Genomic DNA, 24,561 nt, shown 5'->3' on the forward strand with positions numbered 1-24,561 from the left:
GCAGCATAGCTGGCGCAGCGGCGTCTGGAACGCTATCTGATCCGCCTCTTACCGAAGTGAACGGACAGGCAAGGAAACCGCGTGGCCGATATCGACGCACGTCCCGAGGACGCCCTGAACTCTGACGACCGTAAGACCCGTCTGGGCCGCATCGCCTTCCGCGCCTGGCGTCGGGGCTTTCGCGAGGCGGACATGGTGCTGGGCCCGTTCGCAGATCAGGTCGCGCCGACGCTGACCGATGACCAACTGACGGAGTTCGAGCGCCTGCTGGATGAAGAGGACCAGTATCTCTACGCCTGGATCATCGAGCGCGAACCGACCCCGCCCGAATTCGAAGGGCCGATGATGGCTCGTATCCGCGCCTTCATGCGCTCCCATGTCGCCGCCGAAGTGGCTAAGGGCATCGGCTGATGGACGCGGCGCTGGCGCGGACCGACATGGAGCTGGGCGGCGCGCCGGAGGGGCTGGACGCCCTGATCGTCGCTGACCGCATCAGGGCGCAGGGCGGAGTCGTCCTGTTCGTGGCGCGTGACTATCAGCGCTCGGGAAACTTTATTCAGGCCTTCCGCTTCTTCGCCAAGGATGTTGAAGTTCTTGAATATCCGTCGTGGGACTGTCTGCCCTATGATCGGCTGAGCCCCACGGCTTCGGTGGCCGCCCAGCGCATGGCGACGCTGACGCGGCTGGCGACGCGCGATCCGGCGGACAAGACGCCGCTGCTGGTGGTCGCCACCGTCGCCGCCGCCGCCCAGCGCACGCCGCCGCGCAGCGCCGTCACTGGCGCCGGGTTTGCGGCCAAGGTCGGCGCCGATCTCGATACTGCGGCTCTGGAACGCTATGTCACGGCCAATGGCTATGTGCGCGCCTCGACCGTGTCGGAGCGCGGCGAATACGCCATCCGCGGCGGGGTGATCGACGTCTTCCCGCCGGGGTTCGACGAGCCGGTGCGGCTCGACATGTTCGGCTCGGAGCTGGAATCGATCCGCGCCTTCGATCCCGAGACCCAGCGCTCGACGCGCCAGCTGAAGGCGGTTTCGCTGTCCCCCGTGTCGGAGGTTCTGCTGGACGCGGAGGCCATCTCGCGCTTTCGCAGCGGCTATCTGAACCTGTTCGGCGCGCCTGGCGATGAGCCGATGTACGCCGCCGTCAGCGAGGGCGCGCGCCGTCAGGGCGTCGAACACTGGCTGCCTCTGTTCTACGACCGGCTGGATGCGCTGTTCGATTATCTGCCGGACACGTCGCCGGTCTTTCTCGACAGCCAGACGGAACAGGCGCGTACGGAACGCTGGAATCTGACCGTCGACGCCTATGAGGCGCGCAAGGAGGCGGCGCGCGGCAAGGGCGGAGCGGCCTATCGCGCCCTGCCGCCAGCACGGCTCTATCTGGACGACGGCGACTGGAACAGCGCCCTGGCCGGTCGCGCCGTGCGCCGTCTGTCTCCGCTGGCCGCCGGTTCGGGCGAGGACGCGGGCGGCCGTCTGGGCCGCAGTTTCGCCGCCGAGCGGTCGCAGGACAGCGTCAATCTGTTCGCCGCCGTGGCCCAGCACGCCGAGGCGCTGAAGGGGCAGGGCAAGCGCGTCCTGTTCGCCTCATGGTCCGAAGGTTCGGCCGAACGTCTGGCGGCCATGCTGGGCGATCACGGTCTGACGCACGTCGTGGCGGTGCGCGATTGGGACGATGTGCGCGGCGCGCCGGACGGCATCTATCTGCGCGCCGTGCTGCCGGTGGAGCATGGCTTCGCCACCGATGATCTGGCCGTCATCTCCGAGACCGACATTCTGGGCGACCGTTTGGCGCGGCCCAAGCGCAAGCGGCGGGCGTCCAACTTCCTGGCTGAGGCGTCTGCCCTGACGGCGGGCGATCTGGTCGTTCACCTGGATCACGGCATCGGCCGTTATGAGGGTCTGCGGACGCTGGAGATCCAGGAGGCGCCGCACGACTGCCTCGAACTCCTCTATGCGGGCGAGAGCAAGCTCTACTTGCCGGTTGAAAACATTGACCTTCTGACGCGCTACGGCACGGACGCCGAAGGGGTTCAACTGGACCGTCTGGGCGGCGCGGGCTGGCAGGCGCGCAAGGCCAAGGCCAAGGAGCGCCTGCGCGCCATGGCCGAGGGGCTGATCGCCCTGGCCGCCAAGCGGGCGCTGCGGGTGTCCGACGCCATCGTGCCGCCCGCGGGTCTGTTCGACGAGTTCTGCGCCCGCTTCCCTTATGAGGAGACGGACGACCAGCTGAACGCCATCGGCGACGTGCTGGAGGATCTGGGCAAGGGCACGCCGATGGATCGCCTGATCTGCGGCGACGTCGGCTTCGGCAAGACCGAAGTGGCACTGCGCGCCGCCTTCGTGGTGGCGATGACGGGTCAACAGGTCGCCATCGTCTGCCCGACGACCCTGCTGGCGCGCCAGCACTTCAAGACCTTCTCAGAGCGCTTCGCCGGCTGGCCGATCAAGGTGCGCCACCTGTCGCGCATGGTCACGGCCAAGGACGCGAACGAGACCCGCGCGGGCCTGAAGGACGGCAGTTTCGAGATCGTTGTGGGCACACACGCCGTGCTGGCCGATCAGGTCGGATTCAAGGATCTGGGCCTCGTCATCGTCGACGAGGAGCAGCACTTCGGCGTCAAGCACAAGGAGAAGCTGAAGTCCCTGCGGGCCGATGTTCACTTGCTGACCCTGACGGCCACGCCCATTCCGCGCACCTTGCAGATGGCGCTGTCGGGCATTCGCGAGATGTCGATCATCGCCACCCCGCCGGTCGATCGTCTGGCGGTGCGGACCTATGTCACGCCGTGGGACCCGGTGCTGGTGCGCGAGGCCCTGCTGCGCGAGAAATATCGCGGCGGTCAGGCCTATTACGTTGCCCCGCGCCTGAAGGATTTGCCCGACATCGAGCGGTTCCTGCGCGAACAGGTGCCCGAGGTGAAGTTCGTCGTCGGCCACGGCCAGATGAGCCCGACCCAGCTGGAAGCCGTGATGAGCGCCTTCTATGACGGCGAATATGACGTGCTGGTCTCGACGACCATCGTCGAAAGCGGAATCGACATTCCCACGGCCAACACGCTTGTCGTGCATCGCGCGGACATGTTCGGTCTGGCCCAGCTTCACCAGATCAGGGGCCGGATCGGCCGGTCCAAGGCGCGGGCCTTCGCCTATCTGACGACCGATCCGACCAAGCCGTTGAGCCTCTCGGCAGAGCGGCGGCTGCAGGTGTTGCAGTCGCTGGACAATCTGGGCGCGGGCTTCCAGCTGGCCAGCCACGATCTGGATCAGCGCGGCGGCGGCAACCTGCTGGGCGACGAACAGTCGGGCCACATTCGCGAGGTCGGCGTCGAACTGTATCAGCAGATGCTGGAGGACGCCGTCGCCGAACTGCGCGAGCAGGGCGAGGCGGCGCCGGATCGCGGCTGGTCGCCCTCGATCAATGTCGGCGCGGCCGTATTGATTCCAGAGGATTACGTCCCGGACCTGAACGTCCGTCTGAGCCTGTATCGCCGCCTGTCCGACGCCGAGAAGATGGAGGACCGCGAGGCCATGGCCGCCGAACTGATCGACCGGTTCGGCCCGCTGCCGGACGAGGCGCAGCAGCTTCTGCGGATCGTCGGGATCAAGGCCAACTGCCGCACCGCCATGATCGAAAAGATCGACATCGGACCCAAGGGCGCGGTGCTGACCCTGCGCAACAACACCTTCCCCAACCCGATGGGCCTCGTGGGTCTGATCCAGAAGAACCACGCCTTCTGGAAGATTCGGCCGGACCAGAAGATCGTGGTGAAGGGCGATTGGCCGACGCCCGACGACCGCCTGAAGGTCGCCGAGCGGATTACGGCCGATCTGGCGCGGGTGGCGGGCGCGGCCTAGCCGGCTCGCGCCTGCATGCTTCGCATCACGGCGCCGAACAGGTTGACGTAGTCGTCGGTCCAGGGCCGCACCTCGGTCGGCGCCAGCTTGCGCCAGCGTCCGTCGGCTCTGAAGTCGGCCAGTCCTTCGGCCGTAGGCGAGATGACCAGGGCCTCGGTCGAGGCCTCGGCCATCAGGGCCGCTTCGGGGTGTTCGATATAGACCTGATGCAGTTCGGCCGCGCCCAGTTCGCGCGCGGCGGCGACGGCGGGCAGGGTGATGTCCAGATTGCGGTTGGACAGGTGGAGCACGACTACGCCCGTGGGCTTGAGCAGCTTGAGATAGCCCTCGATCGCCTCACGGGTGAGCAGATGGGTCGGTACGGCGTCGGACGAGAAGGCGTCGATCACCAACAGGTCATAAGAACCGGGAGCCTCCCGGTTCAGCGTCAGCCGCGCATCACCCAGAACGGTGCGGATCGGACCGTCGGCGCAATCCGAGATGAAGGTGAACCACTGGGGATCGCGCGACAGGCGATCGACCATGGGGTCGATCTCGAAGAAGCTCATCTGGTCCGGGGCGCGCTTGTAGGCCGCCATGGCGCCCGAGCCCTGTCCCACGATGCCGATCACGGCGCCTGGACCGCGCGCCTGGATCAGCTCCGCCGCCTGACCCAGAGGCGTGGTCTGCGCATAGTACATGGTCGGGGCGCAGGCGAAGTCAGGGTTGCGGGCCTGGGCGCCGTGCAGGGTTGTGCCGTGCATCAGCACATGAATGTCGCCTCCCATCTTGGGATCGGCCGTGGCCGCCACGCGCATGACGCCGAAGAAGCTGCGTTCGGTCAGGCTCCAGTCATAGCCGCGCCCGATGTAGTGGGCCGAGAGGGTCATGGCGGCGACGACGGCCGTGAACATCAACGCTCGGTCCCGGATCAGGAAGGCGCAAAGCGCGGCGACGCCCAGGATGATTTGAGCCGTTGTGGTCAGGCCGAAATCGCTGAAGGCCGCTCTCAGCGGCGGATCGTAACGCAGCATCTCGAACAGCAGGGGCACGAAGGCGGCGAGCATCAGTCCCGCTGTCATCAGCCAGACTGTCCGTTTGGTCGGGCGGTCGCCGAGCCAGGGCCGAGCCAGGCACACCAGCACCATGACCAGCGGATACTCCAGCACCGTCTCGAACACGACCGGCGCGATCAGGGCGGTGAAGGCGCCGCCCAGGACGCCGCCCAGCGACAGCAGAAGGTAGAATTCCGTCAGCCGGTCCGGGGCTGGGCGCCGGGCCGCCATCTGCTGGTGGCACATCAGGGCGGTGAAGAAGAAGCCCAGCAGATGCAGCCCCAGCAGGGTCAGCCACTGGCCGGTCGTCATGCCGACCAGGGCGGCGATCATGACGGTGAAAGCCGCCTGGGCCAGCAAGGTGATAGACAGGGGAATCCAGGGCTTGGCCTGAAAGGCGATGACGAAGGTCAGAAGATAGAGCGCCAGGGGCGCTACCCAGAGGAAGGGCGCGGAGGCCACGTCGGTTGAAAGGTGAGTGGTGACGCCCAGCATCAGGCTGGACGGCGCCGCCGCCAGCAGCACCAGCACCGCCTTGCGACGCCAGGGAATGGGCGGGCTGCGCTCCTTGGTCGGACGGGCCTGAACGACGCCGCCGGCGCGCGGCATGAGCATCAGCAGCCCCACCAGAATGGCGGCGAAGACGCCATAGCCGACCGTCCAGCCCCATCTTTGTCCTGACAGCGAGGCGAGCGGCTCGATCAGGGCCGGATAGGCCAGAAGCGCCAGAAAGCTGCCCAGGTTGGAGGCGGCGTAGAGGACATAGGGGTTGGCCCCGTCGGGCCGCCCTGCGCGGACTCGCGCATACCAGGCCTGCAGCAGGGGCGCCGTGGCCGACAGCACGGCGAAAGGCGCGCCGACGGACAACGCCAGGGCGCCGAGCAGCCAGCCGATGGGAGCGGACGGGTCGGGATCGCCCAGCGCCTGGGTGATGCTCAGGGGCAGAAACAGGGCGGCGGCCGCCAGCAGGATCAGATGGACCGTCGCCTGGAGCCGGATCGAGGGGATGCGCTGCAGCAGGTGCGCGTAGAGATAGCCCGCCAGCAAGGCCGCCTGGAAGAAGACCATGGCGGTGTTCCACACCGATGGCGAGCCGCCCAGCAGGGGCAGCACCAGTTTCGTCGTCATCGGCTGGACGACGAAAACCAGACTGGCCGAGGTGAAGACGGCGACGGCGAAGGCCGCAGGTGTTATCGCATCGATCCTGCGATGCGCCGGAGACAGGATATGTTCGGTCATTCGCAGCTTTCGGCGTCGGGCGGCTGATTCCGTTCGACGAGGCTATGACGACTCGAGGACGGAGCGAATTCCCATGTTGCCGCAGGACATCGAGGCGACCGCCCATACTGTGATCCGCCGGGCGGAAGGGGCGGGCCTGCTGATCGCCACGGCCGAGAGCTGCACCGGCGGCCTGGTCTCGGGCGCGCTGACGGTGATCGCCGGCTCCTCGGCCGTGCTGGATCGCGGCTTTGTCACCTACAGCAATGAAGCGAAGGTCGAGATGCTGGGCGTGCCGGAAGAGGTGCTGAAGCGCTTTGGGGCCGTGTCCGAGCCGACGGCGCGCGCTATGGCCGAAGGCGCAGCGGCGCGTTCGCGGGCTTCCATCACGGTCTCGGTGACGGGGATCGCCGGACCGGGCGGGGGATCGCCCCAGAAGCCGGTGGGCCTGGTGCATTTCGCGGCCCACGGCCCGGACGGGCGCACGGCGCATGTCGAGAAACGCTTCGGCGACATCGGGCGTGACGCGATCCGGCTGGAAAGCGTGCGGACCGCTCTGGGTCTCCTGCTGGACGCCATTCCGGCATGAGCGTGATCACGACCACCGTTGATGCGCGCGGCCACAAATGCCCGGTTCCCAGCCTGCGCCTGCGCAAGGCGCTGGAGGGCCAGGCGCCGGGCTCCCGACTGATTCTGCTGGCCACGGACGCCATGGCGCGGATCGACGTGCCCTTCCTGGTGCAGGAACTGGGCGGCCGCGTGGTTCAGATCGACGAGGCGGACGGCGTCCTGAGCTTTACTGTCGAGACTGGCGCCGCTCGGACAGGTTGACGATCGTGTCGGGCAGGGCGACCGGCTCGGGCGGGGTTGCGTTCCTTTCCCACTCGATCTCGAGCTCCGTGGCGAAGGCGCCGCCGTAGAAGACGGCGTTGACGTTCCACGACAGCCAGATCAGCAGCACCACCACGGCGCCGACCGAGCCGTAGGTCGCGCCCAGGTGGACGATCTGCTCGACGTAGATGGTGCACAGCCACGAGAAGAAGCTGGACATGACCGTGGCGACCAGGCCGCCGATGACCGCCGCCTTCCACGCGACGCGCTTGGCGTGCGCCATGGCGTAGCGATACAGCATGGTCAGCCCCAGCCACAGGCCGAGCGCGGGCCAAATGCCGTCCAGAGGCAAGGCCAGCCAACCGGCCGGCTGATCCACATAGGCGTGCTCCATCAGGCGCGAGGTCACGACGGCCCCGGATACGATGGTGAACAGCACGAAGGCCGCCAGGGCGACCAGGAAGGCCAGCATGTTGAACTTGAAGAAGCCGAGCGGGTTCGTCTCGTCATGAATCAGGTTCAGTCCGGCCAGCAAGGCCTTGAACCCCCGATGCGCCGCATAGGCGCCGATCACCAGGGCGATGGCGCTCTGGGCCGAGACCGTGCGCGCCGAGGCGTTCGCCAAACGGTCGATCTCGTTCAGGAACAGGGTGCGCGCCGCCGAGGGGATGACGTCAGCCAGGGCGGCGGCCTGCTCGCTGACCTGGCCGATGGTCAGGACCGCCTTGTAGAAGCCGATCAGGATGGCGATGGCCGGGAAGAGCGCCAGCAGGGCGAAGAAGGACACGCCGCCCGTGTAGAGCATGACATCGCGTCCCCAACTGCGGCTGAAGGCCCGGGTCGTCAGGCGCAGCCAGAGTCGGGGTTGGGCCGTGATCGGCGTGGAAAAGGTCAATCCGCAGTCTCGATCGTCAAAGAAGGGGGCGGATTAACCCCATTCGCCATGCGGTGAGAAGTCCCAATGTCGTCATTGGATGATCGACCTTGCCCATTGCGGGCCTCGTCGGCGCCGGTATCATGGCGGCGTCTGGCGCGGTCGCGGGGGCGAACCGGCCAGGCCAAGGAGACAATGTTTGGAATCTGATCCGCGCGTTCTGGTCGTCGCCGACGCCGACGATCAGCTGGGCTCCCTCTGCGAGGACATGGACCGATTGGGCTGGCGCACCGTCACCGCGCGCTCGCTCGACGCTGCGCTTCTGGCGGTGTCGGACCTGCCCGTCGACGCGGCCGTAGTCCAGCTGGGAAGCGTCCCCGAAAGCGGCCTGGAGCAACTGCGCCGCGCCGCCGCTCCGCGCTATCTGTCGATCCTGGGCCTGGGCGCCGCCTCGGAGGACGTGGCGGACGCGTGCGACCTCGTGGTCTCAACAGATCCTCATCCGTTGCAGATGGCGTTGCGACTGGAGCAGATGACGCGGGCCGCCGTGGCCGAAGAAGAGTTCATGTTGCGCCGGGCCACCTTTGCGGCGCACGGAGTCGATCTGCCGGAACCGGCCATGAACGACAGGCCGATGCAGGTGCTGACCGCGGGGGCGGCCGACCGCCGCTTTCTGGCCTTGTCGAACGCCCTGGCGGCGGCCGGCGCCGAGGCGGTGGCGGCGCCGACCCCCTATACGGCCTTTGATTATCTCCACGAGAGGGCCTTTGACGCCGCCGTGCTCTGGGGCGATCGGGATCATGCCCCTGCGCTGTCGATCGCGGCCGGTATGCGCCGTAACACGCGTCTCTATCACATCCCCCTGACCCTCTATCTGCGGGATGAGGGCGAGCCGGACCTGATCGACCTGTTCGAAAGAGGCTTTGCAGACGTCGCCGCCGCCGAGACCTCGGAAGAGGAGGCCGCCGAGCGGGTGCTGGCCCTGGCGCGCAATCATCGCCGGCGGCAGGGGTTGAGGCGCGCCCTGGACGCCATACGCGGGTCTGACTTGATGGACCCGGAGACCGGCCTGTTCAGCCGCGACCTGTTCGCCGCGCATCTGGCCCGGATCGCCAAGGGCGCAGGCGTGCGAAATCGTCGCCTGTCGGTCTGCGTCCTGCGCGTGCCGGACAATGAGACGATGGCGGCCGTGCGGAAGGGCGGTTGGCTGGAGCGGGCCATGCCTCAGATCGGCGCCATGGTTTCGCGACTGGTGCGCGTGGAGGATACGGCCGCACGCCTGTCATCGGAGACGTTCGCTCTGGCCCTACCAGCGACCGACCATGCGGCGGCGCGCCTGACGGCGGAGCGGATCGCGGCGGTGATCGCCTGCACAGCCTTTGACGCGGGGACGAACCGCTCGCCCTTCGTGGTCGAACTGGACGTCGGCGTGGCCGAGATGACGCCGGGCGAGTCGCCGGCGGCCTTGCTGGAGCGCGCTTCGATCCAGGTCCTGGCGGCCTAGGCGTCCGTCTCGTCTTCGAGCTTGTGGCCGTCCAGCATGGCGGAAGCGCGTTCGCGTTCAGCCTTGGTCGCGTCGCGTTCCGCGCGTGTGCGGCCGAAGGTCAGGCGGTTGGCTTCGGCCGTGCGCTTGGCCGCGGCCTTGTCGCGGGCCTTGCGCGCCTTGTTCAGGTTGACGATCTCGCCCATCAGACATGCCCGTCCGGGCTGTCCTTGGCCCAGGCGCGCTTCAGCGCCGGACGGGCGCCGATGCGCTGGACATAGGCGTCATAGGGCTCGCCCGCGGGCATGGCGGCGCGGAACCATTGCAGCAGGCTGCCGAACAGAATGTCGAGGGCGGAGAAGTCGCCCAGGATGAAGCCGCCGTCCTGGATCGCCGTACGCCAGCGCCGGTCCAGTTCGGCATAGGCGGCCTGCTGAGCCTGGTTCCAACTGGCGGGCGGACCGGACGTCAGAACCGTTTCCAGCACATTGTTGTAGAGGCCCAGCCACGACAGATATTCCGCCCGGCGCGGATCGGCCGGTCCCGGCGCCAGTCCCGCCTCGGGGTGCCGATCGGTCAGGAAGAGGAAGATCAGCACCGATTCGATCAGCACCTGACCGTCGACCTCGAGCGCCGGAGCCTGTTTCAGCGGATGCGGATTGGCGGGGTCGGTTCGTCCGTGGCCGTCGCGTCGCAGGATGTCGACGTAATGGACGCGGTAGTCGGCGCCCAGCTCTTCCAGCAGCCACAGAAGACGCGTCGAGCGGGACTGCGGCGCGTGGTGGACGATCATCGACATTGTGAACTCCGTGGACGGCCTTGCGATGAACTCATGACCGGCGGGCTCGTTCTCATGAGGTCCCGCACAGCCATGGAGAAGACCATGATAAACGCCTCGATGATCAAGGAACATCAGGAAGTCGTCGGTTCCGACGGCGCCCATGTCGGCCGTGTCGATCACGTGATGGGCGACCAGATCGAGCTCGCCAAGCTGGACCTGGGTTCAGGCCTCAAGCACCACATGATTCCGGTCAGCTGGGTGTCTCGCGTGGACGAACATGTCCATTTGAGCCTGAGCAAGGACGAAGCCAAGGCGCGCTGGACCGAGAAGCACTAGCGTCGCCTTACCGCGATTTCATCCCAGGCCCCGCTGCAATCAGCGGGGCCTTTCGCCATATGAAGGGAAGAGCAACGCAAAGGGGCGATTGATTTGATCCGACTGATCCTGAACCTGCTATGGTTCTTCCTGGGCGGCTTCGCCTCAGGTCTGGCTTGGCTGTTCGGCGGGCTGCTGCTGGCGCTGACCGTAGTCGGCCTGCCGTGGGCTTTTTCGGCGTGGCGGATCGCCAGCTATTCCTTCTGGCCGTTCGGGCGAGAGATCGTCTGGCGCGACCCGAACCCGGCCGATCTGGGCGCAGGCTGCCTGGGCGTCGGGCTGAACGTGATCTGGCTGGTGCTGGCGGGTTGGTACATCGCCCTGGCGCATATCCTCATCGCCGTGCCGCAATTCGTCAGCCTGATCGGCATTCCCTTCGCGCTGAAGAATGTCGAACTGGCCAAACTGTCGCTGGCGCCGGTGGGGCGGACCATCCGGGACAAGGGCTGAAGCATGAAAAACGCCGGCCGGGGCGAACCCGGCCGGCGTCTTCACGTCTGATGATAAGCGCGGCTTACTGTGGTGCGATCATCTTTTCGGGACGGACGTATTCGTCGAACTCGGCGTCGGTCAGATAACCGCCGCCGACGGCTTCCTGGCGCAGGGTGGTGCCGTTCTTGTGCGCCGTCTTGGCGATCTTGGCGCAGGTGTCATAGCCCAGCTTGGCGTTCAGGGCGGTGACCAGCATCAGGCTGTTTTCCAGGCCGTGCTTGATGTTGTCCTCGCGCGGCTCGATGCCGACGACGCAGTTGTCGGTGAAGCTGATGGCCGCATCGGCGACCAGACGCACCGATTGCAGGAAGTTGTAGGCCATCACCGGGTTGTAGACGTTCAGTTCGAAGTGGCCCTGCGAGATCGGCGAACGACAGGGCGGCGTTGTTGCCGAACACCTGGACGCAGACCTGGGTCAGGGCTTCGCTCTGGGTCGGGTTGACCTTGCCCGGCATGATCGACGAGCCCGGCTCGTTCTCCGGCAGCGACAGTTCGCCCAGACCAGCGCGCGGGCCCGAGCCCAGGAAGCGGATGTCGTTGGCGATCTTGAACAGCGACGCGGCGACCGTGTTGATCGCGCCGTGGGTGAAGACCATCGCGTCGTGGGCGGCCAGGGCCTCGAACTTGTTCGGCGCCGTGGTGAAGGGCAGGCCGGTGATGCCCGCGATCTGGGCCGCGACCTTTTCAGCGAAGCCGATCGGCGCGTTAAGGCCGGTGCCGACGGCGGTGCCGCCCTGGGCCAGCTCCATCAGGCGCGGCAGGGTCAGTTCGATGCGCTCGATGCCCATGGCCACCTGATGGGCGTAACCGCCGAATTCCTGGCCCAGCGTCAGGGGGGTGGCGTCCTGAGTGTGGGTGCGGCCGATCTTGATGATGTGGGCCCAGGCCTTGGCCTTGGCGTCCAGGGCGGCGTGCAGGTGTTTCAGCGCCGGGATCAGGTCGTTGACCACCTGCTCGGCGCAGGCGACGTGCATGGCCGTCGGATAGGTGTCGTTCGACGACTGGCTCATGTTGACGTGGTCGTTGGGGTGGACCGGCTTCTTGGAGCCCATCTCGCCGCCCAGAATCTCGATGGCGCGGTTCGAGATCACCTCATTGGCGTTCATGTTCGACTGGGTGCCCGAACCCGTCTGCCAGACGACCAGCGGGAAGTGGTCGTTCAGCTTGCCTTCGATCACTTCATTGGCGGCGGCGATGATGGCGTCGGCCAGCTTGGCGTCCAGCTTGCCCAGGTCGCGGTTGGTCTCGGCGGCGGCGCGCTTGACGATGCCCAGGGCGCGCACGACCGGCAGGGGCTGCTTCTCCCAACCGATCTTGAAGTTGCCGAGCGAGCGCTGAGCTTGCGCGCCCCAATAGCGATCAGCGGCGACCTCGATGGGGCCGAAGGTGTCGGTTTCGATACGAACGTTGCTCATGTGCGCGGGACTCGTCTCTCAGGCGTGGCGGGAAGATGCCGGGCGGTGTAGCACGCAGGCGCGGCGGAGCAAGGCGAGCCGCTGATCACGAAAGGCGGACGGCGCGTGGACGGCTGGATCGGAACCGGAAAGGTCAGGGCGCGCGAGCAGGGCGAGGCGGTCGAGATCACCATCGACGGCCTGACCACCCAGGCCAAATACTACAAGCCGCTGGTCTATGAGTTCATGCGCAAGGAGTGGACGTCGCGGCCATCGTGGGGCGACTACGTCGTCGAGATCGTGATGGAGCACGTCGGCGACCCGCCGTGGATGGATCTGGACAACCTGGCCAAGGCCCTGCTGGACGCCATCAAGGGCTATCTGTTTCACGACGACAGCCAGGTCGCCCGTCTGTTGGTCGAGCGCCGCGAAGGCGAGCGCGAGAGGATCACTATTCGCGTATTTCCCAGAGGGTGACGAAAATAGGGGCCGCGCTGGGCGCGACCCCTATCTGGGAACTCGGATCACACGAGACGGATCAGGCCTCTGCGTTCGAAATCATCGTCTGGACGTCCTTCGGCTTGGTGATGTTCGAGCCGGGGGTCTTGTAGGTCGTCAGCTTGCCGCCTTCCCACAGGCCGACTTCCAGCGCCTTGGCCGCCGGGTCGATCAGCAGATAGGCCGCGTTGACGCCGCCCTCATGCTGTTTGTTGCCCGAGGTGAACAGGACGGGGCCGTCCTTCTGTAGCGGCGCCTGGGTCTGCATGTTGGTGGCCAGAACGTCGAATTTGGCGCCCAGCAGCGTCTTAAGGTCGGCTGTGATCGCGCTGTCTTCCAGCAGTTTGGTCTCGTTCGGATATTTTCCGACCTGGGCGTTCAGGGCGCTCCAGTCCGATACGGCGGCGTTGGTCGGCGCGGGGGCGATTTCGACCGGGTCGGCGGGCGTCTCGGCGGGCGACGTCGCTTCCGGCTGGTTGCAGGCGGCCAGCGTCAGAGCGGCGACGGATATGAGAGACAGGCGCATCACAACGACCTCGCTTGGATGGGGAGGTCACGGCAATGCTTGCCCGCCGACAAAGGTTGCGCCTCCTCAAACGGGGCGGCGTTATTTTTTGCGGAATTGATCCAGGGACACGACCTTCGGCCCATCGTCGTCCGAGGGTGGAGGCGGGGCGGCGTCCGGGTCCCGCGCGGGCGGCGACAGGGGCGCGATCTCGGCCTCGACGATTTCCGGCTCGTCGAACTGCAGCAGGAACTGCACGCTGGGGTCGTAGAAGCGGACCACGGCGCTATAGGGAACGGTCAGCACCTTGGGCGCGCCGCCGAACTTCAGCATCACCGAGAACAGGTCGGGCTCGACCGCCAGATCCCAATACTGGTGCTGCAGCACCACCGTCATCTCGTCCGGGTATTTGGCCAGGACGTCCGGCGGAACGCTGACGCCGGTCCCGCGGGTCTTGAAGGTGATGTAGAAGTGGTGGGCGCCGGGAATGCCCTCAGGCTCGGCCGCGCGCTCCAGCGCAAGGCGGATCACGCCGCGCAGGGCGTCCTGGGCGAGTTGCTCGTAATGCATCTCGTCGACAGGGGGAGTTTGATCCGTCATCGGCGCCTCAGAAAAGGGGAACACGCGACTGTTACCCGTCCAGGGCGAGCGACGGAAGACACAAGAGTCGCAGTCGGCACAGGAATTTCGATGTCGGGATGAAGCGCCGGGATTCTGTTGCCAGGCTCCCGACAGGCCCCGCCTAAGGATCTGAACCCCTAGGAGTTTAAGTTCGAAATCAACCGAACCGCATTACGCGGCGAGGCGGACTTCTCCAGCGAAGTTATCGTTCGCAGTTAGATAATGGCCCGATACGGTGGGCCAGGACGAGCGAAAGCAATCCTCTTTACACGTCCGTCGATGCTAGTCGGCCCCATGCTGCCTCCGCCGATAACGCGGGGAAGAAGTTGGTGGAGCCGCCGGGAATCGCACCCGGGTCCGGTCCGCTTATTACAGGCGCGTTTATCGCCATAGCTCGGGCGAACCCGAGCAGGTTCAATATAGGTCCTTGCGAGCGCCTATCCAAGAGGGAAGTCGGCGGCGGGAATGATTGACACCGGTGGACAATATCAGGAGCATGAACCGGAGGGGAGATGTGGCATGGGCGATATCACGCGCAGACGACTGGGGCTGGGGCTTGGCGCCGCCGGGGTCGGCGGCGGCCTGGCGGCTGCAACCGCCGCTAAGGCGGAGCCCCAGACGGAAGGCTCGGCCATTGTCCGCTCAGGCTTCATCTATGAGCAGGCGCCCTATCCGGAATGCCACGCCTCGACCATCGTGGAGACGTCCGACGGCGTCATGGCGGCTGCCTGGTTTGGAGGCACGCATGAGAAGCATCCGGATGTCTGCATCTGGTTCGCTCGCCTTGAAGGAGGGCGCTGGACCGAGGGCGCGCGCGTGGCGGACGGCGTGCAGGACGACGGGACGCGTCACCCCACTTGGAACCCAGTCCTGTTTCAGCCGCCGCAGGGCGACCTGATCCTGTTCTACAAGGTCGGACCCGATCCGTTTTCCTGGTGGGGCATGGTCATCACGTCGCCGGATGGCGGGCGCACATGGTCGCCGCCGCGCCGGTTGCCGGAAGGCGTTCTCGGGCCGATCAAGAACAAGCCGATCATTCTGGCGGATGGAACCTGGCTTTCGCCGTCCAGCACTGAGGCGGGCGAAGGCATGGGCTCGGCGTCCGGGGCGGATTGGCGACTCCATTTTGAAATCAGCACGGATCAGGGGCGCAACTGGGCTTTGACCGACCCGGTCTCGTCGCCCCTGAATATCGACGCCATCCAGCCCAGCGTCCTGGTCCATCCAAACGGCGCGCTGCAGGCCGTGGCGCGTGCGCGTCAGGGAGCCTTGGCGGCCAGTTGGTCGCATGATGGCGGGCGGACATGGAGCCCCATCGGCGCGGTCGATCTGCCTAATCCCAATTCGGGTACGGACGCTTCCACCCTGGCGGATGGACGCCATGTGATCATCTATAACCACGCCGCCCATGACCCGGATCGGCCGGGAAGAGGCCCGCGCTATCCCCTCAATGTCGGCCTCTCGGAAGACGGTCTATCGTGGCGAAAGGTCTTGACGCTGGAAACCCAGCCTTTGCCGCATGGCTATGCCTATCCGGCGGTGTTTCAGGCGTCGGACGGGCTGATCCATGTCACCTATACCCATGATCGGACCCGAATCCGGCATGTGGTCCTGGACCCGTTACGGCTGACCTAGGTCAGGCGCCGCCAACCGGGAGTCTGGTTGCGGAACCAGGTCAACTGGCGCTTGGCGTAGTTGCGGGTGGACTGCTTCACGGCTGTCACCGCGTCGTCCAGAGATAGCTCCCCCGTCAGATGCGCCGCCAGTTCGCGTACGCCGACGGCCTTCATGGCGGGTAGGCCAGGGTCCAGTTTTCGGGCGGTTAGGGCGTGAACCTCGTCCAGCGCGCCATGCGCCATCATCGCATCCACGCGCATGTCGCAGGAAGCGTACAGCCGGTCGCGGGGCGGCTCCACCACGACAGCATCGTAAGTGCCTGGCGGAAGCAGCGGCTGTGTCTCTCCTTTCCAGGCGCTGAGCGCGCGGCCGCTGGCGCGATGCACGCTCAGCGCTCGGACGAGGCGTTGTCTGTCGCCGGGAAAGATCGCAGCTTCAGCGGCGGGGTCGATCTCGACCAACCGGCGGCGGAAGGGGGCCTCGCCCTCGGAGTCGAACTCGGCCTGAACAGCGTCGCGGATCTCGATCGGGACCGGCGGGATTTCGGCCAGCCCCCTGGTCAGAGCGTTGAAGTAGAGGCCCGTGCCCCCAACCAGCAGGGCGGAGCGACCCTGAGGCGCCAGCTCGGCCAGCACGTCCATGACCGCCCGGCTCCAACGACCGACGGACCAAGCGTCAGCGGCGTCGGCGACGCCATAGAGGCGGTGCGGGATTTCAGCCTCGTCTTCTATCGAAGGTCGGGCGCTCAGCACGCACAGGTCGGCGTAGAGTTGCTGGCTGTCGGCGTTGATGATGACGGCGTTCGTTTCGCGCGCGCTCTCCATCGCCAGGCGCGACTTGCCCGAAGCGGTGGGGCCGGCGATCAGGGTGACGAGAGGCTGGGACAAAGGATCAACTCGCGAACGGACGCTTAGGGCGATAGAACGCCCGTCATCGGTCCGGCAAGTCCGTCGGGCCATGAAGGAGTCTCCATCGTGACCGACCGCGCCGCCGTCCTCGCCGCACTCGACGCCGTGACCGATCCGAAATCGGGTCAGGGACTGGCGGCCGCCGGGCTGGTGCAGGGACTGGTCGTGGCTGAAGGCCGCGCGGGCTTCGTACTGGAGGTTCCGGCCAAGGAGACAGCGCTCTACGCCCCCGTCCGTGACGCGGCAGAGGCGGTGCTGAAGGCCCTGCCGGGCGTGGAGCGGGTGTCCGTCGTCCTGACCGCCGAGGCCGTGGCTGCGCCGCCCCGCCGCACGGCGGGTCTGTCGAAGGCCGCGACCGATCAGGGGCGGCCCAAGGCGCCGGTCCCGACCGATCGCCCCGCCCATGTGAAGCGCGTCCTGGCCGTGGCCAGCGGCAAGGGCGGCGTCGGCAAGTCGACGGTCTCCGTCAATCTGGCGGCGGCCCTGGCGGCTCGCGGTCTGTCGGTCGGCGTGCTGGATGCGGATGTCTATGGGCCGTCGCTGCCGACCATGCTGGGGATCTCAGGGCAGCCCGCCTATGAAGACGGCGCCATGGTTCCGCATGTGGCGCATGGATTGAAGGCCATGTCCGTCGGCCTGTTGACCAAGGCCGAGGACGCCATGATCTGGCGTGGGCCGATGGCGTCTCAGGCCATCAATCAGATGCTGACCCAGACGCGTTGGGGGACGGAAGAGGAGCCGCTGGACGTTCTGGTCGTCGACCTGCCGCCCGGCACCGGCGACGTGCAACTCACGTTGATCCAGAAAACGCCGCTGGATGGGGCTGTAATTGTTTCGACGCCGCAGGAAGTCGCTCTGGCGGACGCGCGCCGCGCGCACATCTTGTTCGCCAAGGTCGACGTGCCGACCCTGGGTTTGATCGAGAACATGAGCGGCGAGGTGTTTGGAACCGGCGGCGTCCAGGCTGAGGCCGAGCGTCTTGGCGCGCCCTATCTGGGCGACCTCCCGTTAGACGGGGCGTTGCGTCGCGCGGGCGACGCGGGGCGGCCTTTGGTCGCCGTTGACCCGCAGCACCCGGCGTCCGAGCGTTTCCATCACATCGCCGCGCAGGTTGCCGCGGCGTTGGGCCTCTGAGGGAGGGCGTCATGGCTGAACAGGAAAAGTCCGTCATCGTCTGCGGCATCGACGGCAGCGCGCATGCTGAAACGGCGGTGCGCCAGGCGGCGCGACTGGCCAGGGCGAATGACGCCAGGCTGGCCCTGGTGGCGGTCAATCCGCTCAGTTCGGCCAGCGGCCATCCCGACATCCGGGCCTGGAAGGCCGAGGAACAGGACGCCATTCTGGTGCGCGCGATGGCCGAGGCGCGGCGTCACTGCAAGGCGGTTGAAGCGGTGACGACGGAAGGCCACGACGTCGCTGACGCCCTGATCGCGGCGGCGGGCGCTCTGGGCGCGGACCACATCGTCGTGGGTACGGGAGACCGCAAGGGTCTGGTCAACTGGCTGATGGGCTCGACGGCCAAGGCCGTAGCCGCCCGCGCGCCCGTCAGCGTGACAATCGCCCGCTAGGCGGGTTCGACCACCACGGCGGTGCCGTACGCCAGAACCTCGGTCACGCCGGGCATGATCTCGTTGGCGTCATAGCGCATGGCCAGGATGGCGTTGGCGCCCATCTCGCGCGCATGGGCGATCAGGTCGTCATAGGCTTCCTGACGGGCGGCCTCGGCCAGTTTGACATAGGCGCCGACCTTGCCGCCGATCATCGACTGCACCCCGCCGATGGCGTCGGAGATGACGTTGCGCGAACGCACGGTGATGCCGCGCACCACGCCCAGTTGGCGCACGATACGGTAGCCGGCCAGGTCGTTGGTGGTCGCGACGATCATGGAAATCTCCTCGGCTCAGCGGCGGTCCAGAACGGTGAAGGCGAAGGCGTGGTCGTCCTTCTCGCCCGCCTCGTGGGCTTCAAACGCCGTGCGGACAAAGGCGGTTTCGTCAAAGGGCGGGAAGACGGCGTCGCCTTCAGGCTCGGCTTCGACCTCGGTGATATACAGGCGTTTGGCGCGGGGCAGGGCGGCGGCGAAGATCGCCGTGCCGCCGATGACGCAAACCTCGTCGACGCCATCCTCTGCGGCCTGTTCGCGGGCGATGGAAAGCGCCTCGTCCAGGTTGGAACAGACCACGGCGCCCTTGGCCAGGCCTGACTCGGCGTAGGATTCATCCTTGGTCAGGATGATGTTCAAACGGCCAGGCAGGGGTTTCAGCGGCAGACTTTCCCAGGTCTTGCGACCCATGATGCAGGGTTTGCTGATGGTGACGGCCTTGAAGCGCTGCAGGTCCGAGCGCAGACGCCAGGGCAGGTCGCCGTCTCGACCGATGACGCCGTTCCTGGCGCGAGCGACGACGAGGGCGATGGTGGGAACAGCCAAGCTGATTGTCCGTTGTTGCGGGAACGTCGCCTTCAAATGCCCTCGGAGCCCCGTGTGAACAAGTACGCCAAGCCCCTGATCGTCGGATTCATCGTCCTGCTGGTCGTTTCCTTTGTCGTCGGCTTCCTGGGCGGAGCGGTCGGGGCGGATCTGGGGGTGTTGCCGATGATGGCGGGCCTGTTCGCGGGCGCCTTCACGGCCTACATCATGGCCAACCTTGCGGGGAACCGGGCCGGCGTCGCCGCATCCGACGCCGAACGCGCCGAGATCGCCAGCCTGACGCCGCCGTCGGGCAAGGCTCTGGTCATCGTCTACCGCGAAGGGTTTGTGGCTATGGCGGCGGGAATGAACCTGGCGCTTGACCGCAGGGAGTTCGCCCAGATCAAGGGCGGCAAGTTCACCGCTATTGCGGTGGATCCGGGCGAGCATGAACTGTCGGCCGGCTTCGGCGGTCTGGCGGGGCCGCAGAACAACGCCGCGACCGTCAGCTTCGTGGCGCGTGAAGGCATGGTCTTCGCCTATCGGGCCACGGTGTCGATGGGCGCGGTCAAGAACAGCGTGGTGCTCGTGCCCGCGCCCGAAGACAAGGATGCGCTCAGCGCCCGGCTGGCGCGGATGCCGATGACAGCGCCGGACAGCGCCGTCTCGACCTGATCAGGCGTCCGGCTCGAGCAGTTTCAGGCGGAAGAACAAGCCGCCGATCACGGCGCCGATCGCGGGTGCGACGAAGAAGACCCAGACCTGGCTCAGCGCCTGTCCGCCTGCCAACAGCGCCGGGCCGAAGCTGCGGGCCGGGTTGACCGACACGCCCGTCACCTGGATGCCGACGATGTGGATGACCGCCAGGGTGATGCCGATGGCCACGCCCGCGAAGGCGCCGTGACCCTTGGCGCCGGTCACGCCCAGGATGGCGATCAGGAAGATGGCGGTCGCCACGATCTCGAACGTCAGCGCCGCCTGCAGGCCGTACCCGCCCGGCGATCCCGCATCGAAGCCGTTCTGGCCCAGATTGGCGAAACCCGTCTTGGCGATCGCGCCCAGAATGGCCGCGGCGATGATCGCGCCGATGAATTGGGCGATCCAATAGAGGATCATGTCTTTCGCGCTCATCCGTCCTGCGGCGAAGACGCCGAGGCTGACGGCCGGGTTAATGTGACACCCTGAGATGGGGCCTATGCCGTAGGCCATGGCGATGAGGGCGAAGCCGAAGGCCAGGGCGATGCCCAACTGCCCCACGTGATCGAATCCGCCCAGCACGGCTGCGCCGCACCCGAAAAGCACCAGAACCAGCGTGCCGACCAGTTCGGCGGCGAACTTCTTGACCATGGAACCCTCCCGTTTCCTGTCACCGCTTCGAAGCGGATCGACGGAGGGTGCGCTCGAATCGACAGGTTCGCCAGTCGCCGTTACTCGAGTTTACGTTTCGGCCTTCAGCCAGCGCAGCCACTTGCGCTCCATCGCAGCGTTCAGGTCCACGCCGGCCCGGTCGCAATAGATCAGCAGCATGCCCAGGACGTCCGCAGCCTCATCGGCCAGAGCCTGGGCGTTGGCGGCGCCGCGTGCGCGGGAGGTCAGGCGCAGGTGCTCGGCGGTCAGTTCGCCCAGTTCCTCCTGCAACTTCAGCAAGGCCCAGTCGCGGTCACGGTCGATGGCGTGCTCACGCGCATAGATGTCGGAGATGCGGAGGACGTCCGCCTGAAGTTCGGAGAGTTTCATGAAAAGGCGCTGCGTCAGACCGCGACGGCGGCCTTGATGTGCGGCCAGGATTGATAGTCGTTCACCACGAAATCGGACAGTTCGAAGCCGAACAGATCGTCCTTGTCCGCCACCGTCAGGGTGGGCAGGGGCAGGGGGGCGCGGCTCAGTTGCAGCTCGGCCTGCTCCAGGTGGTTCAGATACAGGTGGGCGTCGCCGAAGGTGTGGACGAAGTCGCCCGGCTCCAGCCCCACGACCCTGGCCAGCATGTGCGTGAGCAGGGCGTAGGAGGCGATGTTGAACGGCACGCCCAGGAAGACGTCCGCCGAGCGTTGATATAGCTGGCAGCTCAGCTTTCCGTCGGCGACGAAGAATTGAAACAGGCAGTGACAGGGCGGCAGAGCCATGTCGTCGACATCGGCCGGATTCCAGGCGCTGACGATGTGGCGACGGCTGTTGGGATTAGTTTTCAGGCCGTGGACCAACTTCTGGATCTGGTCGATGCTCGCGCCGTTCGGGGCGGCCCAGGAGCGCCACTGCTTGCCGTAGACGGGACCCAGGTCGCCGTTCGTATCGGCCCATTCATCCCAGATGCTGACGCCGTTGTCCTTCAGCCAGGCGATGTTGGTCTCGCCGCGCAGGAACCACAGCAGCTCGATGAAGATCGACCGCGTGTGCAGTTTCTTCGTCGTCAGCAGGGGGAAGCCCTTGGACAGGTCGAAGCGCATCTGACGGCCGAAGACGCCCAGCGTTCCCGTGCCGGTGCGGTCGTCGCGTCGCACGCCGTTGTCGAGGATATCCCGCAACAGATTCAGATACTGCCATTCGGGATGATCGGCGGGGACGGCCGCCGTGCGGGCTTCAAGATCGGCGAGGGCAGCTTGGGCGTTCATGATTCGCATTGTGCATGAAATGCACACGTTGAAACGGCACGAAGAGGCCTGACCTGTGGGCGAAATGATCACAAATAGGTACGCCCGCCATGGAACTCTGGCGGGCGTACAATCAAGCTATTGATTTAGGATCAGGTTCCGGGCGCGAGGCGTTCGTTCTGGACCCAGCCGACGTTGTCGTTGTCGTCCATCACCTCCCACCAAGCGCCGTCCCGGTTGCCGGTCGGATAGAGGCGCAGGCCGACCGGAAGGGCGCGCACGACCGAGCCGCCGTTGGGCGTCGAGCGTAGGGTCGCCGCCTGCTGGACGGTATAGGTCTGGATCGGGGCCTCCTGGGCCGCCGAGCCGCCCTCCAGGCCGCCCATCTGGGTCACCATGTCGGTGTAGGCCTGGATGAACGACTGGGCCACGATGCGGCCGATCTCGGTGTTTTCATAGCTGCCGCCGCCCAGGGCGCCTGCGCCGAATCCGCCCGCGCCCAGGCCCCAGCTCATGTCGCGTTTGGAGGCGTAGCCTTCGGTGACCAGCTGGGTTTCCGAAGTGCGGACATTGGTCAGCGACAGGACGGTGTTGGCTTCCATGTTGCGCGTGCGCAGGCCGCCGACGATCGCGCCGGCGCGGCCGCCGAGCGCTGCGCCGGCCAGCCCCGCCAGGGCGTTGCCGCCGGAGTTGGCGTTCTGGCTGGCGATCTCGCCGACGAGGACGTAATCCGCCGCCCGGACCTGGCCGCCGCCCACATTGGAGCCGCGCTGAAGGTCGCCGCCCGAAGCCAATTCGCGTTCGCGTTGAGCCACGCTCATGCCCGTGCCGCGATCGACCAGGGTGAAGCAGCCCGAACGCTGGATCACAACGCGCAGCAGGCTTTGCGGCGGCGACAATTGGAGTTCGCGCCAGTAATCGGACTGCCCGTCTGCGATGGTGATCGAGCCCAGGCTGGCGCTGCAGCGCGGAATCTGGGCCATTTGCGCATCCTGGGTGCGCTGGGCTCCGCTGCGGCGGGCCTGGGCTTCGGCCGGCGCGGCGACGGTGAGGGCGGTAGAGGCCGCCAGGGCGGCGACGGTCAGTGCAGCGAGTTTCATATAATCCCCCGTTCTTCGAGAACGGGCGGATATATCCCAGCTTTGTGATCCTCCCAAGACGCCGCGCTGATCGACCTCAGCCCTTGAAGCCGTCGGAGCGCAGGAACTCGGCCTCGTCCTCGCTCGTGGGCCGGGCCAGGCAGGCGTTTCGGTGAGGAAAGCGGCCGAAGCGAGCGATGATGTCGCGATGGATGATGGCGAATCGGTAGGTCTCAGCCTCCGTTTCCGGGTTCAGCAGGGTCAACAACTGCTCCTGATCATCCAGCGTTTCGGAGTGCATCAGCGGCATCAGCATGAAGGCGCGCAGCTCCGGATCGATCTTGCGGTCGTGACCTCGCTGGACCACTTCCTTTGAAAACCCGAGCGCCAAAGGATCGGTCGCGAACATATGGGCCGTGTCGCGAAACGCGTTTCGCGGCAGTTGGTCCAACAGGATGATCAAGGCCAAGGCGGCCTCAGGAGTCTCGATCCAATGATCCAGTTTGCGTCGTGCCGCGGCGTAGTGGCTGTCGCAGCAGCGGTCGGTGAAGGCGCGATCGAAGACGGCGTCCTTGGCGAACCATTTTTCAGGACCGGCGTCGGTCCAGAATTCGATGACTTCGGCGGGGGTGAGCAGTTGGGTCATGACCCAAGCCTAGCAGCGACACGTCAAAAAGCACGGACCGAGCCGTGTCGCCTATCTTCACAATGTAAGGAAAGATGGTCGGAGTGGCAGGATTCGAACCTGCGACCCCCGCGTCCCGAACGCGGTGCTCTACCAGACTGAGCCACACTCCGACTTTCGCAAATCATGCGACCCGTGGGCCGCCATCTGCGTCGAGGAGGGGGCTTATAGCCATGCCGACCGCCCCCCGCAAGCGGGTAAATGAGCCTCCCGAAAAAAGTCTCGGGTCGATGAAATTTCTTTCGTTTTCAGGTGTTGCATCCCCCGAAACCTTGGCGTAGATGACCGCTCCTCGCCGCGACGCACTGCGGCGGCGGGAACGCCGGACCGCTGGGGAATGGTGTAATGGTAACACTACGGTTTTTGGTACCGTCATTCTAGGTTCGAGTCCTAGTTCCCCAGCCACCGTTTTCCGGCGCAGGAGGCGGTCGGGTCCAGCGGCGAACGCATCGGCTATGACGCCCTGCTGTTGGCGACGGGAGCGGAACCGATCCGACTGAAAGGGCCGGACTTCGAGCGGAACAGTGTTTACGTCCTGCGCTCGCTGGCCGACGCCCGGGCCATCATCGCGGCGGCGCATCATGCTCATCGCGTCGTGATCGTCGGGGCAAGCTTCATCGGACTGGAGGCCGCCGCATCGTTGCGAGCGCGGGGGCTGGAGGTGCATGTCGTCGCTCCGGAAACGACGCCGCTGGAACGCGTCATGGGGCAGGGGCTCGGCGCCTTCGTGCGGAACCTGCATGAACAACAGGGCGTGCGTTTTCACCTGGACGCCACGGCCGTGGCCTTTGACGGCGACAGGGTGACCCTGGCCGACGGGACGCGTCTGGATGCGGATTTCGTGGTGCTGGGGGTCGGCGTGCGGCCTCGGCTGCAACTGGCGATCGACGCCGGGCTGGCGGTCGACGGCGGGGTGATCGTCGATCGGACGATGCGCGCCAGCCATCCCGGGGTCTACGCCGCCGGGGACATCGCTCGCTATCCCGGGCGAGTCGCCGGCGAGGCCTGGCGCATCGAACACTGGGTCGTGGCCGAGCGTCAGGGGCAGGTCGCCGCCCTGAACATGCTGGGCGAGCCGACGGAGTTCATTGACGCTCCCTTCTTCTGGAGCCAGCACTACGATCAGGCGATCCGCTACGTCGGCCACGCGCAAGCCTGGGACGCCATTCGCCTCGACGGCTCAATCGAGAACGCGGACGCCACCGTCCGTTTCGAAGCCGGCGACCGTCTGCTCGCCGCCGCCACGCTCGGCCGTGATCTGGAGAGTTTGCGGATCGGCGAGGAGCTGAGAGGCTGACGATGGCGATCTTG

The 24,561-nt window shown here is 66.4% G+C and carries 27 protein-coding genes, 2 tRNA genes, 1 other RNA gene and 2 pseudogenes; 15 read left to right on the forward strand and 17 right to left on the reverse strand.

The features are described 5' to 3' along the window. Positions 1 to 81: 81 nt before the first annotated feature. A complete protein-coding gene (locus AC52GN_RS07175; protein WP_496528618.1) occupies positions 82 to 411 on the forward strand; it encodes an FAD assembly factor SdhE in 330 nt (109 codons plus the stop codon). Beyond that, positions 411 to 3,860 carry a transcription-repair coupling factor gene (mfd, locus tag AC52GN_RS07180; protein ID WP_496528619.1) on the forward strand — a complete coding sequence of 1,150 codons (3,450 nt, stop codon included), beginning with the start codon at positions 411 to 413 and terminating at the stop codon, positions 3,858 to 3,860. The genes AC52GN_RS07175 and mfd overlap by 1 nt, the downstream gene beginning before the upstream one ends. On the opposite strand, the gene AC52GN_RS07185 is transcribed toward mfd, so the two are convergent. After that, entirely contained in the window at positions 3,857 to 6,133 is a 2,277-nt protein-coding gene (locus AC52GN_RS07185; RefSeq protein WP_496528620.1) for a spermidine synthase, read from the reverse strand. The genes mfd and AC52GN_RS07185 overlap by 4 nt on opposite strands. 73 nt (positions 6,134 to 6,206) lie before the next feature. Between AC52GN_RS07185 and AC52GN_RS07190 the strand changes: the two genes are divergently transcribed. Together AC52GN_RS07190 and AC52GN_RS07195 are read left to right on the forward strand one after the other, a co-directional pair. Then, a complete protein-coding gene (locus tag AC52GN_RS07190; RefSeq protein WP_496528621.1) occupies positions 6,207 to 6,701 on the forward strand; it encodes a CinA family protein in 495 nt (164 codons plus the stop codon). Continuing rightward, a complete protein-coding gene (locus tag AC52GN_RS07195) occupies positions 6,698 to 6,943 on the forward strand; it encodes a sulfurtransferase TusA family protein (protein WP_496528622.1) in 246 nt (81 codons plus the stop codon). Before AC52GN_RS07190 ends, AC52GN_RS07195 begins: the two co-directional genes overlap by 4 nt. Here AC52GN_RS07195 and AC52GN_RS07200 read toward each other — a convergent pair. After that, positions 6,909 to 7,838 (reverse strand): YihY/virulence factor BrkB family protein, encoded by a 930-nt coding sequence (locus AC52GN_RS07200; protein WP_496528623.1) that lies wholly within the window; start codon positions 7,836 to 7,838, stop codon positions 6,909 to 6,911. The genes AC52GN_RS07195 and AC52GN_RS07200 overlap by 35 nt on opposite strands. A gap of 178 nt (positions 7,839 to 8,016) precedes the next feature. On the opposite strand from AC52GN_RS07200, the gene AC52GN_RS07205 reads away from it, so the two are divergent. Further along, positions 8,017 to 9,321 carry a diguanylate cyclase domain-containing protein gene (locus AC52GN_RS07205; protein ID WP_346487735.1) on the forward strand — a complete coding sequence of 435 codons (1,305 nt, stop codon included), beginning with the start codon at positions 8,017 to 8,019 and terminating at the stop codon, positions 9,319 to 9,321. On the opposite strand, the gene AC52GN_RS07210 is transcribed toward AC52GN_RS07205, so the two are convergent. Both AC52GN_RS07210 and AC52GN_RS07215 read right to left on the reverse strand, forming a co-directional pair. Continuing rightward, positions 9,318 to 9,506, reverse strand: a complete 189-nt coding sequence (locus AC52GN_RS07210) for a DUF4169 family protein (protein ID WP_291775834.1) — start codon at positions 9,504 to 9,506, stop codon at positions 9,318 to 9,320. The two genes, AC52GN_RS07205 and AC52GN_RS07210, sit on opposite strands and share 4 nt — an antisense overlap. Further along, positions 9,506 to 10,099 carry a glutathione S-transferase family protein gene (locus AC52GN_RS07215; RefSeq protein WP_496528624.1) on the reverse strand — a complete coding sequence of 198 codons (594 nt, stop codon included), beginning with the start codon at positions 10,097 to 10,099 and terminating at the stop codon, positions 9,506 to 9,508. The genes AC52GN_RS07210 and AC52GN_RS07215 overlap by 1 nt, the downstream gene beginning before the upstream one ends. Before the next feature lie 84 nt (positions 10,100 to 10,183). Between AC52GN_RS07215 and AC52GN_RS07220 the strand changes: the two genes are divergently transcribed. Next, on the forward strand, positions 10,184 to 10,417 hold the full coding sequence (locus tag AC52GN_RS07220; RefSeq protein ID WP_291776148.1) for a DUF2171 domain-containing protein: 234 nt from the start codon (positions 10,184 to 10,186) through the stop codon (positions 10,415 to 10,417). 93 nt (positions 10,418 to 10,510) lie between these two features. Then, positions 10,511 to 10,906: a YccF domain-containing protein gene (locus tag AC52GN_RS07225; RefSeq protein ID WP_200167394.1), complete on the forward strand. Its 396-nt coding sequence runs from the start codon at positions 10,511 to 10,513 to the stop codon at positions 10,904 to 10,906. Positions 10,907 to 10,970: 64 nt separating this feature from the next. On the opposite strand, the pseudogene fumC reads toward AC52GN_RS07225, so the two are convergent. Next, positions 10,971 to 12,363: pseudogene (gene fumC, locus AC52GN_RS07230) on the reverse strand (class II fumarate hydratase). Between the two features lie 105 nt (positions 12,364 to 12,468). On the opposite strand from fumC, the gene AC52GN_RS07235 reads away from it, so the two are divergent. Then, positions 12,469 to 12,819, forward strand: coding sequence for a RusA family crossover junction endodeoxyribonuclease (locus AC52GN_RS07235; RefSeq protein ID WP_291775843.1), 351 nt, complete (start codon positions 12,469 to 12,471; stop codon positions 12,817 to 12,819). Between the two features lie 61 nt (positions 12,820 to 12,880). Here the strand turns inward: AC52GN_RS07235 and AC52GN_RS07240 are convergent, their stop codons facing one another. The 3 genes from AC52GN_RS07240 to ssrA form a co-directional block, all read right to left on the reverse strand. Beyond that, the gene (locus tag AC52GN_RS07240) at positions 12,881 to 13,366 is read right to left on the reverse strand and encodes an Ivy family c-type lysozyme inhibitor (protein ID WP_496528625.1); all 486 of its coding nucleotides are present in this window, start codon (positions 13,364 to 13,366) and stop codon (positions 12,881 to 12,883) included. A gap of 81 nt (positions 13,367 to 13,447) precedes the next feature. Continuing rightward, positions 13,448 to 13,945: an SspB family protein gene (locus AC52GN_RS07245; RefSeq protein ID WP_496528626.1), complete on the reverse strand. Its 498-nt coding sequence runs from the start codon at positions 13,943 to 13,945 to the stop codon at positions 13,448 to 13,450. A gap of 102 nt (positions 13,946 to 14,047) precedes the next feature. After that, positions 14,048 to 14,415: a transfer-messenger RNA gene (ssrA, locus tag AC52GN_RS07250) on the reverse strand. Between the two features lie 70 nt (positions 14,416 to 14,485). On the opposite strand from ssrA, the gene AC52GN_RS07255 reads away from it, so the two are divergent. Beyond that, positions 14,486 to 15,601, forward strand: coding sequence for a sialidase family protein (locus AC52GN_RS07255; protein WP_496528627.1), 1,116 nt, complete (start codon positions 14,486 to 14,488; stop codon positions 15,599 to 15,601). On the opposite strand, the gene miaA is transcribed toward AC52GN_RS07255, so the two are convergent. After that, complete coding sequence (gene miaA / locus AC52GN_RS07260; protein ID WP_496528628.1) at positions 15,598 to 16,470, reverse strand: tRNA (adenosine(37)-N6)-dimethylallyltransferase MiaA; 873 nt, start codon at positions 16,468 to 16,470, stop codon at positions 15,598 to 15,600. The genes AC52GN_RS07255 and miaA overlap by 4 nt on opposite strands. Positions 16,471 to 16,557: 87 nt before the next feature. Between miaA and AC52GN_RS07265 the strand changes: the two genes are divergently transcribed. Further along, entirely contained in the window at positions 16,558 to 17,625 is a 1,068-nt protein-coding gene (locus tag AC52GN_RS07265) for an Mrp/NBP35 family ATP-binding protein (RefSeq protein ID WP_496528629.1), read from the forward strand. Positions 17,626 to 17,636: 11 nt separating this feature from the next. Further along, entirely contained in the window at positions 17,637 to 18,059 is a 423-nt protein-coding gene (locus tag AC52GN_RS07270) for a universal stress protein (RefSeq protein WP_312219178.1), read from the forward strand. Here the strand turns inward: AC52GN_RS07270 and AC52GN_RS07275 are convergent. Both AC52GN_RS07275 and AC52GN_RS07280 read right to left on the reverse strand, forming a co-directional pair. Further along, positions 18,056 to 18,376 carry a YbjQ family protein gene (locus tag AC52GN_RS07275; protein ID WP_338575239.1) on the reverse strand — a complete coding sequence of 107 codons (321 nt, stop codon included), beginning with the start codon at positions 18,374 to 18,376 and terminating at the stop codon, positions 18,056 to 18,058. The genes AC52GN_RS07270 and AC52GN_RS07275 overlap by 4 nt on opposite strands. A gap of 15 nt (positions 18,377 to 18,391) precedes the next feature. Next, on the reverse strand, positions 18,392 to 18,919 hold the full coding sequence (locus tag AC52GN_RS07280; RefSeq protein WP_496528630.1) for a dihydrofolate reductase: 528 nt from the start codon (positions 18,917 to 18,919) through the stop codon (positions 18,392 to 18,394). 54 nt (positions 18,920 to 18,973) lie between these two features. Here AC52GN_RS07280 and AC52GN_RS07285 point away from each other — a divergent pair, with 54 nt between their 5' ends. Beyond that, positions 18,974 to 19,573 (forward strand): hypothetical protein, encoded by a 600-nt coding sequence (locus tag AC52GN_RS07285; RefSeq protein ID WP_496528631.1) that lies wholly within the window; start codon positions 18,974 to 18,976, stop codon positions 19,571 to 19,573. Here the strand turns inward: AC52GN_RS07285 and AC52GN_RS07290 are convergent, their stop codons facing one another. From AC52GN_RS07290 to AC52GN_RS07315, 6 genes are all read right to left on the reverse strand, one after another. Further along, positions 19,574 to 20,245 (reverse strand): aquaporin, encoded by a 672-nt coding sequence (locus tag AC52GN_RS07290; protein WP_291775867.1) that lies wholly within the window; start codon positions 20,243 to 20,245, stop codon positions 19,574 to 19,576. A gap of 90 nt (positions 20,246 to 20,335) precedes the next feature. Next, positions 20,336 to 20,635, reverse strand: coding sequence for a nucleoside triphosphate pyrophosphohydrolase family protein (locus tag AC52GN_RS07295; RefSeq protein WP_291775869.1), 300 nt, complete (start codon positions 20,633 to 20,635; stop codon positions 20,336 to 20,338). Between the two features lie 14 nt (positions 20,636 to 20,649). Then, positions 20,650 to 21,507, reverse strand: a complete 858-nt coding sequence (locus tag AC52GN_RS07300; RefSeq protein ID WP_496528632.1) for a thymidylate synthase — start codon at positions 21,505 to 21,507, stop codon at positions 20,650 to 20,652. Positions 21,508 to 21,638: 131 nt separating this feature from the next. Next, complete coding sequence (locus tag AC52GN_RS07305) at positions 21,639 to 22,586, reverse strand: CsgG/HfaB family protein (RefSeq protein WP_496528633.1); 948 nt, start codon at positions 22,584 to 22,586, stop codon at positions 21,639 to 21,641. A gap of 76 nt (positions 22,587 to 22,662) precedes the next feature. Continuing rightward, a complete protein-coding gene (locus AC52GN_RS07310; protein WP_496528634.1) occupies positions 22,663 to 23,211 on the reverse strand; it encodes a DUF924 family protein in 549 nt (182 codons plus the stop codon). A gap of 75 nt (positions 23,212 to 23,286) precedes the next feature. After that, positions 23,287 to 23,363 (reverse strand) — tRNA-Pro (locus tag AC52GN_RS07315). A gap of 218 nt (positions 23,364 to 23,581) precedes the next feature. On the opposite strand from AC52GN_RS07315, the gene AC52GN_RS07320 reads away from it, so the two are divergent. The 3 genes and pseudogenes from AC52GN_RS07320 to AC52GN_RS07330 all read left to right on the forward strand — a co-directional run bounded on the left by AC52GN_RS07320 (position 23,582) and on the right by AC52GN_RS07330 (position 24,547). Then, positions 23,582 to 23,655 (forward strand) — tRNA-Gln (locus tag AC52GN_RS07320). 22 nt (positions 23,656 to 23,677) lie between these two features. Then, positions 23,678 to 24,283: pseudogene (locus AC52GN_RS07325) on the forward strand (NAD(P)/FAD-dependent oxidoreductase); the annotation flags it as partial. Positions 24,284 to 24,313: 30 nt separating this feature from the next. Next, the gene (locus AC52GN_RS07330; RefSeq protein WP_496528780.1) at positions 24,314 to 24,547 is read left to right on the forward strand and encodes an oxidoreductase C-terminal domain-containing protein; all 234 of its coding nucleotides are present in this window, start codon (positions 24,314 to 24,316) and stop codon (positions 24,545 to 24,547) included. Positions 24,548 to 24,561 lie beyond the last annotated feature (14 nt).

The organism is Brevundimonas sp. SS2672 (genome assembly GCF_059579685.1).

Bases quoted from the DNA above. Each gene is read 5' to 3' on its own strand.
- mfd (WP_496528619.1), top strand. From the start codon at position 411: ATGGACGCGGCGCTGGCGCGGACCGACATGGAGCTGGGCGGCGCGCCG.
- AC52GN_RS07185 (WP_496528620.1), bottom strand. From the start codon at position 6,133: ATGACCGAACATATCCTGTCTCCGGCGCATCGCAGGATCGATGCGATA.
- AC52GN_RS07190 (WP_496528621.1), top strand. From the start codon at position 6,207: ATGTTGCCGCAGGACATCGAGGCGACCGCCCATACTGTGATCCGCCGG.
- AC52GN_RS07195 (WP_496528622.1), top strand. From the start codon at position 6,698: ATGAGCGTGATCACGACCACCGTTGATGCGCGCGGCCACAAATGCCCG.
- AC52GN_RS07210 (WP_291775834.1), bottom strand. From the start codon at position 9,506: ATGGGCGAGATCGTCAACCTGAACAAGGCGCGCAAGGCCCGCGACAAG.
- AC52GN_RS07215 (WP_496528624.1), bottom strand. From the start codon at position 10,099: ATGTCGATGATCGTCCACCACGCGCCGCAGTCCCGCTCGACGCGTCTT.
- AC52GN_RS07220 (WP_291776148.1), top strand. From the start codon at position 10,184: ATGATAAACGCCTCGATGATCAAGGAACATCAGGAAGTCGTCGGTTCC.
- AC52GN_RS07240 (WP_496528625.1), bottom strand. From the start codon at position 13,366: ATGCGCCTGTCTCTCATATCCGTCGCCGCTCTGACGCTGGCCGCCTGC.
- AC52GN_RS07245 (WP_496528626.1), bottom strand. From the start codon at position 13,945: ATGACGGATCAAACTCCCCCTGTCGACGAGATGCATTACGAGCAACTC.
- AC52GN_RS07255 (WP_496528627.1), top strand. From the start codon at position 14,486: ATGGGCGATATCACGCGCAGACGACTGGGGCTGGGGCTTGGCGCCGCC.
- AC52GN_RS07270 (WP_312219178.1), top strand. From the start codon at position 17,637: ATGGCTGAACAGGAAAAGTCCGTCATCGTCTGCGGCATCGACGGCAGC.
- AC52GN_RS07275 (WP_338575239.1), bottom strand. From the start codon at position 18,376: ATGATCGTCGCGACCACCAACGACCTGGCCGGCTACCGTATCGTGCGC.
- AC52GN_RS07290 (WP_291775867.1), bottom strand. From the start codon at position 20,245: ATGGTCAAGAAGTTCGCCGCCGAACTGGTCGGCACGCTGGTTCTGGTG.
- AC52GN_RS07295 (WP_291775869.1), bottom strand. From the start codon at position 20,635: ATGAAACTCTCCGAACTTCAGGCGGACGTCCTCCGCATCTCCGACATC.
- AC52GN_RS07300 (WP_496528632.1), bottom strand. From the start codon at position 21,507: ATGAACGCCCAAGCTGCCCTCGCCGATCTTGAAGCCCGCACGGCGGCC.
- AC52GN_RS07305 (WP_496528633.1), bottom strand. From the start codon at position 22,586: ATGAAACTCGCTGCACTGACCGTCGCCGCCCTGGCGGCCTCTACCGCC.
- AC52GN_RS07310 (WP_496528634.1), bottom strand. From the start codon at position 23,211: ATGACCCAACTGCTCACCCCCGCCGAAGTCATCGAATTCTGGACCGAC.
- AC52GN_RS07330 (WP_496528780.1), top strand. From the start codon at position 24,314: ATGCTGGGCGAGCCGACGGAGTTCATTGACGCTCCCTTCTTCTGGAGC.